Origin of the sequence: Mycoplasma sp. 125 (assembly GCF_051549845.1) — a bacterium.
Taxonomy (GTDB): domain Bacteria; phylum Bacillota_I; class Bacilli_A; order Mycoplasmatales; family Metamycoplasmataceae; genus Metamycoplasma.
This window is the reverse complement of the sequence record NZ_CP196079.1, coordinates 206,566-223,074: the sequence shown is the minus strand read 5'-3', so window position 1 is coordinate 223,074 and position 16,509 is coordinate 206,566. Positions and strand designations below refer to the sequence as shown.

General features: G+C 26.9%; 9 protein-coding genes and 1 other RNA gene. 5 read left to right on the top strand and 5 right to left on the bottom strand.

The annotated features are described in order from the left end of the window. Nucleotides 1-224: 224 nt before the first annotated feature. The 5 genes from ACSH4Z_RS00940 to ACSH4Z_RS00920 all read left to right on the top strand — a co-directional run bounded on the left by ACSH4Z_RS00940 (nucleotide 225) and on the right by ACSH4Z_RS00920 (nucleotide 11,022). Nucleotides 225-347 (top strand): hypothetical protein, encoded by a 123-nt coding sequence (locus ACSH4Z_RS00940; protein WP_438340749.1) that lies wholly within the window; start codon nucleotides 225-227, stop codon nucleotides 345-347. Nucleotides 348-509: 162 nt separating this feature from the next. Beyond that, nucleotides 510-749: a hypothetical protein gene (locus ACSH4Z_RS00935; protein ID WP_438340748.1), complete on the top strand. Its 240-nt coding sequence runs from the start codon at nucleotides 510-512 to the stop codon at nucleotides 747-749. A gap of 16 nt (nucleotides 750-765) precedes the next feature. After that, nucleotides 766-1,158: a transposase gene (locus ACSH4Z_RS00930; RefSeq protein WP_438340911.1), complete on the top strand. Its 393-nt coding sequence runs from the start codon at nucleotides 766-768 to the stop codon at nucleotides 1,156-1,158. 75 nt (nucleotides 1,159-1,233) lie between these two features. Then, nucleotides 1,234-1,557, top strand: a complete 324-nt coding sequence (locus tag ACSH4Z_RS00925; protein WP_438340747.1) for a hypothetical protein — start codon at nucleotides 1,234-1,236, stop codon at nucleotides 1,555-1,557. 201 nt (nucleotides 1,558-1,758) lie between these two features. Beyond that, on the top strand, nucleotides 1,759-11,022 hold the full coding sequence (locus ACSH4Z_RS00920) for a hypothetical protein (protein WP_438340746.1): 9,264 nt from the start codon (nucleotides 1,759-1,761) through the stop codon (nucleotides 11,020-11,022). A gap of 707 nt (nucleotides 11,023-11,729) precedes the next feature. Here the strand turns inward: ACSH4Z_RS00920 and ACSH4Z_RS00915 are convergent. The 5 genes from ACSH4Z_RS00915 to ACSH4Z_RS00895 all read right to left on the bottom strand — a co-directional run bounded on the left by ACSH4Z_RS00915 (nucleotide 11,730) and on the right by ACSH4Z_RS00895 (nucleotide 16,504). Next, entirely contained in the window at nucleotides 11,730-12,347 is a 618-nt protein-coding gene (locus tag ACSH4Z_RS00915) for a hypothetical protein (RefSeq protein ID WP_438340745.1), read from the bottom strand. Between the two features lie 10 nt (nucleotides 12,348-12,357). Then, an RNA gene (gene ffs, locus ACSH4Z_RS00910) (signal recognition particle sRNA small type) lies at nucleotides 12,358-12,453 on the bottom strand. 127 nt (nucleotides 12,454-12,580) lie between these two features. Next, on the bottom strand, nucleotides 12,581-13,183 hold the full coding sequence (gene rpsD / locus ACSH4Z_RS00905) for a 30S ribosomal protein S4 (protein WP_438340744.1): 603 nt from the start codon (nucleotides 13,181-13,183) through the stop codon (nucleotides 12,581-12,583). 207 nt (nucleotides 13,184-13,390) lie between these two features. Then, nucleotides 13,391-14,944 carry a hypothetical protein gene (locus ACSH4Z_RS00900; RefSeq protein ID WP_438340743.1) on the bottom strand — a complete coding sequence of 518 codons (1,554 nt, stop codon included), beginning with the start codon at nucleotides 14,942-14,944 and terminating at the stop codon, nucleotides 13,391-13,393. A 12-nt stretch (nucleotides 14,945-14,956) separates the two neighbouring features. Beyond that, complete coding sequence (locus ACSH4Z_RS00895) at nucleotides 14,957-16,504, bottom strand: hypothetical protein (protein WP_438340742.1); 1,548 nt, start codon at nucleotides 16,502-16,504, stop codon at nucleotides 14,957-14,959. Nucleotides 16,505-16,509: the final 5 nt, after the last annotated feature.

Sequence of the window (16,509 nt, the reverse complement as noted above, 5' to 3'; positions counted from 1 at the left end):
TCAAAGTAATGTAGAAATTTTTATGTATATTCTCTTGTATAAATATTTTAAATCTTAAACTTTTACTGGTTTTTATAACTAAAAATAAAATAAGGGGAAAATGCTGATTTATTAAAAAAATCAGCATTTTTTACTTTTTTTGACCTCAAATATATAATAATTTAGTTATAAATAAACTAAAGAAAAATAAGGTAGAAATTATACTAAAAGTCCAAAGAGTTCAAATGCCTAAGAATGTCAAAATCATTAGAAAAGATGATAATAAATATGTATATTATGTTGCAGGAACCGAATATAAAAAAATAAAAAATATAATATCAACAAGAGAGTTAATATTGGTAAAATAGATTTAAAAAATGACAATTTTTTAGTATCAAATGATAAGTATTTTTAATTTTCCCGGCGCAAAAATAACAATAATATAAGATGATAAAAAATATCATCCGTTGTTCCTATCGGGCAATATTTGGCAATAACTAAATTTTTTAAAGATTTATATAGATGAACATTTGGAAAATATTTTTAACACAAAAAGCGAATTAATAAAGGCATTGGCATCTTATTATATTGATGAAGAATTTACGGTTTCACAATTATTTAAAAAGTGGGCATATAAAAATTTTTCTGGTTTATTTTTAATTCCTTCAAACTCAATGATATCAATGCTTTTGCATAAAGATATAACAACAGAAAAAATACTTGAATTTAATTATAGATGATCAAAACAATTAAGAACATATTTAGAATAATTCGGATGACGCATATTTATCTGTCGATTCAACGAACTTTAATATAAGCTCAAAAAACATGAAACATGCTGAATATGAAAAGCCAAAGGTTGATGAAGGACTTCCACAAATAAACTTATCATATTGTTTAGATCCAAAGACTGAATTACCTTTTTTTTATGATTTATATCCCAAATCAGTTATTGATGTAAGTTACTACAAAAAATGATTGATAAAGTTTTTAAATTTGCGTTATAAATCTGCAACTTTAGCATTGAATCGTGGTTATTTTTCAAAAGACAATATTCAAAATATTGCTTCTGAAAACAATGACTTTATAATTATGGCAAAAACTTATAACAAAAGATTAAGTAATTTATTAAATATCGATGAAGATTTCATTAAATCAAACATGAAAAAATCAATTTAAACTTGTTTTAGTTATAAAAACAACTAAAAGTTTAAGTTAAAAATAAAAGTCACATCAAAAAATGATGTAACTTTTATGATCGGTGCAGATCAACAATACTATTTTCACATAAACAATAAAAGATATAAAGCTTTTGAATTAAATGAAAATGACATTCAAATGTATGAGAAAATAGCATATAGTAAAAAACTTCCTCTTGAAATATCGGTGGTTAAAAAAATGTGAAACACCAAGAAATTGGATATTACTACAATCAAATGTTATCTAAAAAAAACAGAAATTTTAGAATCTTTTGTTAAAACTGGCCTTATTTCACAAAGAGAAATAGATTTAATGCGATCAATTAATGAAGATTTAGAAAAAATAAGAAGAGATATAAATAAAATTGTAATTTTATAAATTATCCTATTCCTAGTAGAGCTATTTTTTTTATATTTTTTTATTAGAAATTATGCAAAATGTATACTTAAACAAGTTCAAAATATTGGTCTCATTTTTCATGCTAATTAATGAATTTTGACCCTCTTTTCTTTTTTTTTTTTATCTAAAATATTAAATTAATGTAAAAAACTATACAAAAAATATTTTATTGAGGTGTTTATGAAAAAAACAAATAGAAGAAAAAAAGTTGTAGCCGGAATAATAACCGGTGTTTCAATTGGGGCAACAATTGGAACAGGCTATGTTCTTTTAAATGAAACAATAAAATGAAATCACACAATGGCAAAATTGCAAGCATTAATAAAAAAGATGAATGAGTGGAAGAAACAAAATGAAATTGATAAAAAAACATATACTCACGATCTTTATGCAACCTTTGAAAAAGAACTAAATGAGCTAGAACAATTATTAAATATAAAAGACATCAAAAAAGTAGATGAAATATTAACTAAATTACAATCATCTAAAATTAATTTCAAGAATTATAAAAGTCAATATGATAATCTTGAATTACTTAATGGTGAAGCAATTTCTGAAAAATCGTCATTTAGTGATCTTCTTGCAAACTATGAATCTAAGTACAATAATAAACCTTTTGCTACCAAATATATAACTATTTACAATCAAGAAAAAACAAATTTGGAAAATCAATACAATAATGCAACCAATGAAGATGGACTTGCAAAAGTAAAAGCCAAAGCTATTGAATTAAAAAACAATCTCCAAGTGTTGTTTAACCTGACAGATGAAATTTTAAATGCAAAAAACATTGATTCAAAATTTCCTTCTGATATCAAAAATAAAGGTATATTTGAAAAAGCAATCAAAGAAGCTGAAAAAATTCTTAATAATCCAAATGCAACCCTAGAGGAAAGACAAAAAGCACTAAATTCTTTACATGAAAAAATTTCAGAATTCCAAAAAACTCTATCATTAGAAAAACAAAACCTAATAAAGCAAATTAATGACTTAGTAAAAGATGCCGAAAATTATAAGAACACAACCCTCGATTATGACAAATATAAAAATTTAGCCAAAAAATTAGACGCTGAAATAACCAACATAAAAAACAAGATGAGCAAAGATAATGAAATTGCTACACTAAGAGAAATTCTAGAAAAGGCTAAACCACTAAAAAGTGATGCACAACAAATTAAAGAAGCTATTGATGGTTTAACTCAAGAATTACCTTCTTCACAAAAATTATTAAAAGAAATCGAATCAGCTAGTGATTTATTTAGTTCTCAAAAAATTGAGGACGAATTAAAAAATGCAATAAATGTAGGTAATGAAGCTCTAAAAAAACTTGACAAAAATAGTATTACAGAAGCTTTAGCTAATCTAAACAACAAATCAGAACAAGCAAGTGATTTAATTACAAAACAAAAAGACAAATTAATTAGTGAAATAACTGGCTTAATTGAAAAAGGACATCAACAATTAGATAAAATTAAATCTTCTGATGAATATGAAAATAATAGAGATCAAATTAGCGATGCCATTGAAAAAGCACAGCGAAGCAATAATACTAATACTTTGTTAGGCGATCTAGTTACAAATAAAAATATGCTTGATAGTTTATTAACAAAAACTAAAAAGCAAGTTGCAAGAGATAATCTGACCAGAGAAATTGCCATCGCAAAACAAAATCTTAAATATACCAAAGAAAACAATATTATTAGTTCAACTAATGAATTTGAAAAATTCATACAAGATGCTGAAAAAACGCTAGAAACATTAGATAATGAACAAAAATCCGTAGATGAAATTGAAGTTGAATATAACAACGGTGCTAAAACTTTAAAAGATAGCTACCTTAAAAAATCTAAGGAAGCATCTATAAGCACACTAGTTGAAGCTAAAAAACTTAACACTGAACTAGAACAAGAAAAATTTAAGGACAAGGGAACTTATCATGTTTCTAAAAAGGATCTACAATCAAGAATAAATTCGGCCGAAGAAACAAATAACAATGCTAACTCAAATAGTTACAATGTTCTTGAAAAACTTAACGAACTAAATAAAGCAATTAAAGAGGCTAAAAGATTCCGTGATGCTGATGAAAATGAACGCAAGAAAATAATTGAAGAAATTATCGAATTAAAAAAAGACATTATTAGCAAAAAGAATGAACTAATTGGTGCTCAAAATGGGCTAAAAAATGAAAATTCCGAAAAATATAAGACATTAATCAAGGAATTAGACAAAGTTTTAGAAGATTATAATACTAACATTGAGCCAAATGTTAGTGATTTTGGTGTTGCGAGATTAGATGATGTTAAAGTTAATCTAAAAAAAATAGTTGATAAAATACCTAAAGAAAAAGAAGAAATCAATAAAAAATTTAGCGAATTAAATACCAAATTGGATGAATTAGTTAAAAAAGCAAATGACTTTGTATCGCAAATGCCAACCGATGAATATGATCCTGAAAAACAAGATCTAAAAGATTTAATAACCAAAACGCAAGATCCAACCAATAGGGATGCTATTGATGAATTAAAACAATTAGTTGAAGATTTTAAGGATAAAAATCGAAAAGCGGAAACAAAAATTATCCAAATTAATTCTAATAAAGATGAAGAAATCGAAAAAATTAATAACAAGATTGCTGAAATAACCGATTTTGCTAATGCAAATAAAGATGAATATCCTCAAATAACAACCCCATTATTAGAATCGCTAAAATTAGTCAAAGACAATAATTATCCAAGTTATAACAATACTATCCAAGAATTACAACAAAAATTATCTAATATCACAAGCGCACTAGATAATGCAAAACAACTTCTTTCAAATACACAAAATAAAGAACAGCTTTCATTATCAACCAACCAACTTGAGGCTATAAAAGATAGCATCAAAAGTAATGATGACGAAATGATGCAACTAAAGCACAACTTAGATGTTGAAATTCAAAAAGCACGTGAAATAATCGCAAAAGAACAAACGGATAAATATACTCAAGAAAAACAAACTATTGATAATCTAAAGCAAAGCGCAGAACAACAAATTATTGATTTTGAACAAAAATTAACAGAAGCAAAAAGTAGATTTAACCAGGCTAAAGAAAGTGCTAATAGCGTTCTAGAACAAGCAAAAAGTGATCCTAATAGCGCTAACTATGCTGACATCATTACTAAAATCAAAGAAAAGATTAGTCAAAATGATGTTATTGATGAAAACGGTCCTTTAAAAAATATTGATGCTGCAACAGCTGAACTTAATGGTTTAGCAAGTTTTTATAATGCAGAAAAAGAAAAAGCTGATGCTATTACACAAGCTGCTCTTGACAAACTAAATCAAGAAATCGAAAATGCTGAACAAATTAAAAACACAATGGAGCAAGAACCAGATTTAGATACACAAAAAACAGTGTTAGAAAAAGCAATTGAAGTTGCTAGAACTTCACATACGCAAAGTCCGAAGTTAACTAATAACGCTATAAAACAAGCTCAAGATACACTAAAGCAAGCAGAGGATGTAGCAAATGATGCCATCAATAAAGCAAATAAACAAAAAGATGGTATCAGAACAAATATTGCTCAAAAAGAAGTTGAAATTCAAAATTATATTAACAATGTTTTAATGAAACCTGAATACGAAGCTATTAAAAATGATCTAGATACCTTTTTAAAATCTTATGAGGCAAATGATAAAAATCTTCTAGGGCAAAAAACTAGACAGCAACTAGATGATTTAGTAACGCAAATGAATATGCATCTTGATTCTGCTAAACAAAAGAAAGACGAAAAAGATGCAGAAATAAGAGCTAAAAATAAGCAAGCTCTAGCAGAAGCAAAAGAAGCATTAACAAATGTTTCAAATTCAATAACAAGCAAAGATCCAAAAATGACTGCTTTAAGAGACGAACTTAACCAAGCAATCAGCGAATCAGAAGCAATCATTACAAATGAAGAATCAGATAAATACGTTAGTCAAAAAGAAAAACTAGAAAACCTAAGTAAAAAAGCAGAAACCACAAAAACAGAATTTGCTAAGGAATTACAAAAAACCAAAGAAGCTCATGCGCAAAAAATTCTTGAAGTAAGAGAAAAAATCTCACAGCTTCAAGCAGATGAAAATGCTGCTAACTTAAATGATGTCATTCAAAAACTTCAGCAAGCAATCACAAATAATCAAATAACTGATGACAACCAACCACTTGCAGATATAAATCACAAAAAGGACACATTGCAAAAAGCAATAGAAACAGCAGAAAATGAAAAAATTATAGCTAACAAAGAAACCGAGGCAGCACTAGATAATTTAGGTAAAACCATAAATGAAGCCAATTCTCTTGCAAGTTCAATGCAATCAGAACCATTGCTAAATGATGCAAAAAATAAATTAGAACAAACAATAAAAGAAGCAACAGCTAAGAAAAATCACAGTCCTAAAAAACTAACTAATGCCGAAATCAATAATGCTAACAAAAAACTAAGTCAAGCAAAGCAAGAAGCAGAAAATACAATAAATAGTATAAATAAGCAAAAGAGTGAAATAATAACCCAGATTAATCAAAAAGCAAAGGATATCAAAGATTATGCGGACGCTTTAACTAAGAGCGAATATAAGGACATAAAGGATAAACTTGTCAAAGCTGTAAGCGATTTTGAAACACAAAACAAAAAAGAGCTAAACAACAAAACCAAGCAACAACTAGATGAAATTTTGAATGATTTAAGTTCAAAATTAACCGAAGCCAAAGCAGAACAAGCTAAAAAAGATGGTGACATTAAGGAATTTAATAAACAACAATTATTAAATTCAAAGGATGCATTAAATAATTTTTCAAGTACAATAACAAGTAACGATTCTGAAATGATCAAATTAAAGGAAGATATTAAAAAGGCTATAGATGAAACAGATAAAATTATAAAAAGTAGTCAATCAGAAAAGTATGAGGAACAAAAGAAAAAACTTGATAATCTAAAAATAACGGCTGAACAACAAAAGAAACAATTTGATGCAAGAATTCAAGAAGCAAAATCAGAACACGATAAAAAAATAAAGGAAGCTAATGATAAACTAACTGATCTAAGAAATGATGTAAACTCTAATAACTTAACAGAAGTTATTACCAAACTTCAAGAAGAAATCAGCAATAACCAAAGCTCTAGCATTACTGATTCAATTCAAAGCATTAATAGCAAAAAGGAAGCATTACAACATGCTATCCAAATAGCTGAAGCAGAGAAAGCTGAGGTAGACAAAAAAATTAACAAGGATCTTGAAGATTTCGAAAAAACATTAGAAAAAGCCAATGCAACAAAAAACGCGATGAATAATGAGCCTGAATTAAATAATCAAAAACAAACGCTTGAGCAAGCGATAAATAATGCAAATAACATTAAAAATGCGCATAAAAAAGCTCTAGATTCTCAAATAAAAGAAGCTAATAAAATCCTTGCAGAAGCTGAAAAGGTTGCAAAAGCTGCCCTTGATAGTATCAATAACCAAAAATCTAAATTAATAAAGCAGATTCAAATCAAGGCTGACGAAATTGAACAATATAAAAATCAAAATTTATCTAACGATAGTGCTTATAGACAAATCAAAAACGAACTAGAAACAATCCTAAATAACTACAACAATAACGATAAGACAAATATTAATTCTAAAACTAAACACGACCTAGAACAGATCAAATCTAAACTTGATGCAGCCCTAGAAAAGGCAAAAAGAGATAAAGCGCAAAAAGATGCAGAAATTACTGAGACAAATAAGCGACAACTTACAAAAGCTAAAAACGATCTGCGGGAAGTTGTAAAACGTATCATAACACATGACCCAGAAATGACTAAGTTAAAAGAAAAACTTAACTCTGCCATTTCTGAGGCCGAAAATGTACTCAACAGAGAAGAACACGAAAAATTTATTGAACAAAAAAATAAATTAAATAATTTAAAAAATGAAGCAAACAGTGCAATAACTAATTTTAATAACAGACTTCATACTGAGCAAGACCTGCATAAGAAAAAGCTTAGAGATGCACAAGCAAAATTAGATTCATTAAAGAAAGATCCAAACCACGCAAATTTAGCTATCATAATTAATCAATTGCAACAAAAAATTAATACAAATAAATCCATAAAAAATACCGACCCAATTGAAAGCATTTCAGATAAGGCTAGTGCCTTAGAACAAGCAACAACAAACGCTGAAACGCAAAGAGTAGCTGCAAATCAAAAAACCGATGCCGAGATTGCAAAATTAGAAATGACACTTGAAAAAGCAAATGCTACAAAAGCAGAAATGGCTAAAGAACCGGCATTAAGTGATTCAACAACTGCACTTACAAATGCAATTAGCTCAGCAGAACCAGCAGCTAATAAAACTGCTAAACTAACTGATGCCCAAATTACCGATGCTAATAGAGGATTAACGGCAGCTGAGGATGTCGCCAAAAAAGCGCTTGATGCTATTAATAAACAAAAAGAAACACTAAGAGCGCAAACTCAACAAAAAGCAGATGCAATTAAAGATTATATAAATTCAATCTTAAATAAAAATGAATACAAAAAAATTAAGCAAGAATTGCAAAATATTCTTGATACATACAATTCGCAAAATAAACCTCATCTTACAACAAAAACAAAAGCACAATTAGAGGAAATATCTAAGAATTTAGAAGATGAATTAAATAAGGCTAAATCAAACAAAACAAAACATGATAAAGATACAAGCATTGCTAATAAGAAAAAGGAAATTAATAAATTAATTGATAAAATTCCTTATCCAGATCCTAAATCTCGTGAAGCAACCCAAGCCAAAACCGCATTAAAAAATAGTGTTAAACAATTAAATAATATCCAAAGTTTAAATCAAAAACAAAATGAGATAACTGAGTTTAGCAGTCAGATGCAAAAAAAGAAAGATCAGTTAGGCATTAATGGCGAAAATCTAAAATATTCACAAAATAATGCACAAGCAGTTCAAAAAATAAAACAAAAGCTAAATTCAGCACAAAATATAAATCAAGCTAATAACGCCCTACCAGATGGTTGACCTAATAAGATTGAAACATACAAAAATGTAATTAATTCTTCGTTTGATAATGGCGCTGATAAAAACAATTTAATAACAAGATTAAACCAAACTGTTCCTACAACAATAACTGATAGTGGTGTATATAATGAAAATAACTTAAAAAATGAAATAATACTAAACTATAAACGTATTTCAAACGGAAAAATTGGCACTTTAAGCAATATTTCTGAAAATGAAAAAAATAATATAACGAGAAATATCGATAACATACAAGTTCCTAATGATCATACAAATTTATCTAAAACCATCAATGACATTAAGGAACTTGTTACAAATGCTACAAGACAAAACTTCAACTTATTTATTGATAAATTAGCATATCCAGAGAATGCAACGCAATTAAGAATTGATTCATTAAATACAAAAGAAAAAATTAAGCAGGCTCTAACATCTAAAATTGATTATTCAAACAAAAATTCTGTAGAAACCACTCTAAATATGCTAAAAACAAATATTGATGCATTAAAAAAAGAAATAGATAAAATTAAACCAGAAGCAAAGAAAAGTGAATTCTTAACAGAATTTTCTAAGACTGATCATACTAAAATTTCAACACTATTACAAAAGGTTAGAAAATATAAACAGGATTATAAAGACAAAAAGCGTTCAGCTCAAGAAGTTATTTCGCAAATTACTGATCAAAATGAAAAGAAAAAACTGCAAGAAAAATTAGATAACCCAACAAATAGTATTGAAAACCTTAAAACTATTAAAGCTGAAGCAGAAAAGCAAAAAGAAAAAGAAGTTATGCAAAAGTCTAAGGAACTTCAAAAAGCTAAGGAAGATGCAAAGAAAATCATTGATCAAATTAATTATCCTGGTGGAAGCAAATCACACGCCATAGAAACTCTAAAACATCAAATTGATCAAGCACAATCAATTGATGAAATTAATAGATTAAATGAAAATAATAAGAAGATAAAAGATGCTGTTAAGAGGGCGCTTGACGCTATTGATAAATTAACAGATAATAATGAAAAAGAAAGATTAAAAAAAGAGCTTGATAGTACTATAAGCATCGATGGTCAAAATAGTGGTATTAAACATATTACCGGTAAGGCTATCATGAAACACCGTGAAGCACTAGAAAAGAAAAAAGGTAATATTCAAAAAGAAATAGAAAAGCAAAAGGATTCGGCAGATAAAAAAGATTTAATAAACCAACTAAAACACATCGATAGTGAATCAGACCTTGATATGGTTAAACAACAACTTAACTTAATTAAGGAAAAAGATAAACTAAAAGATGAAGTTTCAAAACTTGAACTATTTGACCTATCTGGCCACCCAAATGGAAATGGTCAAACTGGTAGAGGAGGTTTAAATAGTTCGGAATTATCAATGCTAAACAAGAGAATTACTGACGCAACTACTAAGCAACAACTAGATGCTATAAAAAATGATATAGATCGTCAAAAAGCCGCAGAACTTAATGACTTGAAATTGCAACATGCAAACGGGGGAACTATAATAAATAGCGATTATACTGAAACCTTCCAGGATTTTAGTGAAATGAAGAAAGCCTTATTCTCAATTATTGTAAAAATAAAAGTAATTAAAGGAATAGGAAATCATGCCGCTGAAAATGAATTCAGAAATAAAGGAATGGCGTTGCAAAATAAAATACTTCACCAAACAAAAACCGTAGAGGAATATAGAAGAGTTAAACAAGAAGTAGAAGATTTTGCTAAACGTTGAGAAGATGATAGTAAAACCAAGAATTGAACATTCTTCTTTATTGAAAGAGTTGAAAAACATTCTACACAAAGTCCGCCTGAAGCTGGCCCATTCCCAGTAAATGTTGCGAGCGAACATATTAATCATATTAAAACAATATTTACAAATCAAGGGACAACACGTGAACAAGCCATAGAAGCAGAAAATAATTATCTAAAACATGTATTCTTTAATGCCAGAAGATTAAAAAAGCTTGATTATGACTATCTACAATTTATTAAAGACTTAAAATTAAATCCATTCTTGGATGAAAATGAAAAATCAAAACTTGATGCGCAATTTAAAAGATTTAAAGAAGCTCCTGATATAAGAAGCAAAGAAATAGTAGCTCTTAATATTGATTCTAGCTTGATTGGAAAAAGAACTAATACAAGGGATTTCTGAAGGGGAAGTTCACAAATTGATTTTGTTGAATATTGAGTTTCGATGGTTGCTGAAGCATCAGAAAATATAATTAGTCAAGAAAACAAATATATATGAATTGATAAAATTACCCTAAATATTGATGAAAGAAAAGAAGTTGCTAAAAAACTATGAGATGAGTTTAAAACAAAATATAAGGATACGCTACTAAAAGGCGTTCTATTAGATAAAGACGGATTTCCTCAAAGACATGCACCGTTCTTTGAATAAAATATTTTATTGCAACATTAATTAATGATTTTCATAAATTAATAACTTAAACTTTTAACATTTTTTATAACTAAAATAAGGGGAAAATGCTGATTTATTAAAAAAATCAGCATTTTTTACTTTTTTTGACCTCAAATATATAATAATTTAGTTATAAATACACTAAAGAAAAATGAGGTAAAAATGGTACTAAAAGGCCAAAGAGTTCAAATGCCTAAAAATGTCAAAATGATTAGAAAAGGTGATAATAAATATGTATATTATTAGAAGATGATAAAAAAATATCATTCGTTGCTTATACCGGGCAATATTTGGCAATAACTAAAATTTTTAAAGATTTATATAGATGAACAATTCCCGTGTTTCCCACATTAAGTATAAAAAAAATAAATATTCCATTTTTATGGAGTTTATTAAGTTAAAATAAAAGAATTTTTTCAGTAGTGTAGAAAATTTTGTGTAAATTAATCACTAGCCTACCTTTTAGTAAGAGATTTGAGTATAGCAATTACACAAATCTAAATTTATTATGCAAAAACAACCAAACAACATGACAAAATTTGATAAATTTTCTTCCAAATATGTTGTTGGGATATTTTAATTATTTAATCTTCTTTTTCAAAAATAATTTGTAACTGATTAAAAACAGGCCCTCAATTAGGGATAAGGTACCAAAAATAATAAATTAAAAAGTCCTTTTGGACTTTTTAATTTATTGATTCCAAGTCATAAATGGCTTTTTCAATATTAATCCCAATAATATTATGGACATAATGATAAACTGATGATTCTTTGTTTAAAAAAGCATCATTTGCGGTTTTTATTTTAATGAAATAATTTTCATGAAGCTGAATATTTGCATTAACGTCACATTTATATACTGTTTCTAATAGATATTTAAATTCTTTCTCAGCAATTTCTTGGTCGCAAAAAACATAAAATGGTCAAAAATTATTTTCTTTATATTTAAACGTAATTAATGTTCCACCTTTTCCATCATTGTTTATTATTTCACGAATTTTTTTTAACTGCTTTAATTTAAAATAAGAAATTTTTTTATTGGCAGTGATATTTTTAATAAAAACAGCATCTTTATTAAACTGACTATAAAACAATTCATAAGAACAAATGAAATATAAACTTTCCTCAAAGTAGAAATTATATTGAGTTTCTTCATTGCTTATGTATGATTCATAATCAATAGAATTATAAAACGGAGATTTTGCAATTTTTTTATAAATAACAAAATCACCTAAATCAAGAATTGGTAATATATCATAATCTTCTTGATTTTTTATAGGACTTAATAAACGTGTGCAAATCATTTCTTTCTCCTTAAAATAAAAACCACAAGACACTGCACTTCTCGATATGGCTGCTATATCTCTATCCTGACCAATTTACAAGGTTACCGTTCTCATGGCTTTATTATTATACTATATTTGCAAGCATTTTATTATATTAAATTAATCCAAAAAAACACTTCGAATAAACTACATTATTTGCAACATTAACAAATGTACCAAAATGAATTATAAAATGCGCCGAAGCGCAAATTTTAACGTCTGTTGTAATATTCAACAATTAATGATTCATCAATTTCTTTTGCAAATTCATTTCTTTCTGGCATTCTTGTATATGTAAACTTATTCCCATCACGAGTTAATCATGCAGCGGTTGTCATAACTTCAAGAGCGTCTTTAACATTTGCATTATTTTCTAATGAAGATTTAAGTTCGATTACAGAACCTGGTTTAATAATCATTGAAGGTATGTTTGCCTTATGTCCATCAACAACTACGTGATTATGGTTTACAAATTGTCTAGCCTGAGCTCTAGTACGAGCAAATCCTGCTCTAAATACTAGATTGTCTAGTCTAGATTCGACTAGTTGCAATAAATTAATACCTGTAACACCATCTTTTCTAGCGGCAATAGTAAATAGATTTTTGAATTGTCTTTCATTTAAACCATACATAAATCTAACTTTTTGCTTTTCATACATATGCAATTGGTAATCAGAAGGTTTTGATCTTTTGGCACCATGTTGACCAGGTGCAGTCATTCTCTTCTTACCCTTTGTGAATTCTTTATTATTTTCTAGAAGCGATGTTCCATATCTTCTAGATTTTTTAAAAATTGATCCTAAGAATCTTGACATATTTTTTTCCTTTCAATATGCAAAGACAATTAAATAATTCTTAATTTATATTTTTTTCTCTAATGATTTCGGTTAAACAGCTTCCTTACTATCAAATTTATAAAACAAAGAAAAAACTTTTAAATAATATTATTTATGCTGTTGTCAATGCTTTACAATTATACCTTATTTTTATTGTCAATAACTAATTATTTTCGCAAGAAATATTTATTCAGCCAAATTAATCAATGGTTTATCATATTTAATTGTAAATTTATACATAAACTTCTTGATTTTTTTTGCAATATTACCTCTAGTATTATTTTTTTCTTGAATCACAAAAATTAATTTTTCGTATTTAGCGTCATATTTAATAGCCATTCATTCTCTTTGCTCAAAATTAAACTTTGCGACATACTTTGTATCACTATCCTTAAAATTTTTTCTAACATCTTCAATTGTGCTAACTTTTAATTGGGCAATTGAATCCTGCATATATAATTTGGTCTCAAAGTCAACAACATTTGATGGATGACAATCATAAACAAATTCACTAATAATCAATTTATTTGATAGGTCCAAATTTTGGTCACATATATCATCATATCTCATTTCTTGAGTTTGATAATAATTTAACATATCGACTAAAATATTAAAAAATAAAAATGCATCATACTTGATTTTTTTATCATTACTAAAATAAACCTGATAATCTTCATTAAAAAACATAAAATCAGGTTTTTCTATATTTTTTGAATCAAATTTTCAACTAAAACCAAGGTTAATTTTATATTTATTAGCTATGTTTGTAATATTCTCCTTCTTGCAAAGATTTGATGTAGCAATACTTTTTAAATTTTTAAAGTCATTGTTTGTATTTGTGTAATTATTAGTAAAGGATAAATAATTTATCACAAGGTCAGAGATATCAACCAAATCATATTGAATAAAATATTTTTGTTTATTATTTCTTCTATATAAATAGACCTTTTCATAGTCAAACGAAAATTTAAAAATATAATCGACATTTTTAAGTAATGCAAGTTTAAAAATTGAAAATTTCAAATAATTAGGCTTATCAAGCTTAAATGTATCTTTTAAAACTGTATAAGCAATATCATTTTTTCCAAGAATTTTCTTAACAAATGAATCTTGTAGTGCACTGGAAATTACACCTATTTTGAGAATATGATTAGCGTTTTTAGTAAAGTTTTTACTTAAAAGAAAATCAGTGTATTCCTTTAATATTTTTCTAAAATTTAAATTACGCATTTGCGTATTACTATCCTTAACTAAGTCTATTGATACTTTTGTATATTCGTCTAGAATATATTCAATTATTTTATGATTTAATGGTTCATTATTCTTACCATATAACGAAATGGCAAAATTATTATTATCATATTTATGAAGATATATGATGACCACAAAAGCTTCGCTAACACTGTTTGTAAATGAACAAAATGCTCTGCTAACAGGTTCATTTTTCTCATAACCATATGAGTCTATATGATCACCATTGATTTTATCAATTAATTCATTTTCAAAAAAAGCTAAAAATTTATGGCTGCCATCATTTGCAATTAAAATTGATTTTTTATCCTTGCTAACATTAGATAAAACATTCTTAATAGCAAATCCTAATAATTTAATAGTAACCTCATTAAAGTTATCATATCCTGCCTTAATTTTAGCAATAATGTGATTGTTTCTACTAACGAAATTACTATTTATTTTATTGTTTGTAGATTCATAGAAATTAGGAAATAATTTCAGCTTCATATTTTTTATCCTTTATTTTATAAGTTCTTCTAGCTTAACAAGAAATTCATCTATTGCTTGTTTTGGTGATATATCCCTTCTTATTTTTTCAATAAGGTTATTCTCAACTAATATTTTAATATATTCCCTAAATTTAGATTCTTTTATATCGATGAGATCACTAAAGGGGATCAGGTCATTATCAAAGATATTTTTTAAAACTAAATCATTCGCAGTATTTGAATAGTTGTGTTTTTTTATCTCATTTTTAAAATTTTTTGTAGGAAAAATATAATCAAGTTGATAGCTCAAATATTCAATTGGCGTTAAATAAAGAGGCCTCCCATCAATAATTTGCTCATGCCTATTATTTTGATTATACATTCAATCTAAAAAAAGATTTATGACCTCATTTTTCGCGCCTACAGCCGATTTGATTGCAGAGAGAAATAAACCTTGGATAAAAAATGAGCCTTTTTTATCTTCTTTAGTTTTACGATGAGGCACATCTAAAATCAAAAAATCATCCTGATGATTTAAGAAATATTTTAGATTATACTTATATGCTCTAGTTGTTATGAACGTAAAAAGTTGGTCTTGTAGCCCTTCAATAGTTATTTTTTTTGTAACATCAATATCAATTTTTTTTGATTTTAGGGCAGTATAGAAGTTCATAAGAGTTTCTCTAAATTCCTCATACTCATTTCTATTTATTTTAAAAATATTGGCATAATCTATTTTAAAATCTTGATTGTATTTAAGAAAATAATTATTAAAGTCAGATCCAGCTTTTTTAAATAAAGTCTCAAAAATATAATTTTCGATATGCTTAACAAATAAAATACTTGTATTATCCTCATTAATTTCCATTTTTTTTATAAGATCAACAAACTCATTAAACATATCATCATAGCAAAGTATTTTATTACTTAAATAATTAATTAATTCCTCATTTTTTTTATCTGCACTAGTTGGTATAAAACTTCTTATTATATTAATAATTTTAAAATTTTTAAATCTAGCTAAAAAAGACTCTGATGATTCTTTGATTTTGTCATAAATTGAATAAAAATAATTAATTAATAATCTTTTATTGACAATAAGCATCTCTGAACTAATGCCAACAGGTAGGCTAAAAATTTCATTTTGATTATCAAAACCAAGACGATTATTATAATCTAAAATCTTTTTCTCAATATTGCTCTTTTTTGCAATATCGGTTAGTTCAACTAATCGGTTATTATAATGAATAGTCGAAACAATAGAAGGGTAGGAAAGAATTAAGGAAGGTGTTCTACTATCTTTGATATTTAGCTCTAAAATAACTTTATTATTAATGTTTTTTTTGTCAAATGAGTTGCGAATTCTAATCTTGTGATTGGCATATTTTGAATCAAGGGTATCATTGAATTTATTAACTAACTCTACAATAGTGGCAAATGCTTTCTTTTCATGGGTTTCTACAAACGGAACCATTAAATTAACATTATCATCTTCGCTGACTTGACAAGAATTACAAAAAGCCACGCTAAGTGGCGAAAAAATCGTAGGAATAATTTTAAAAATTGTTTTCTTTGACATACTTA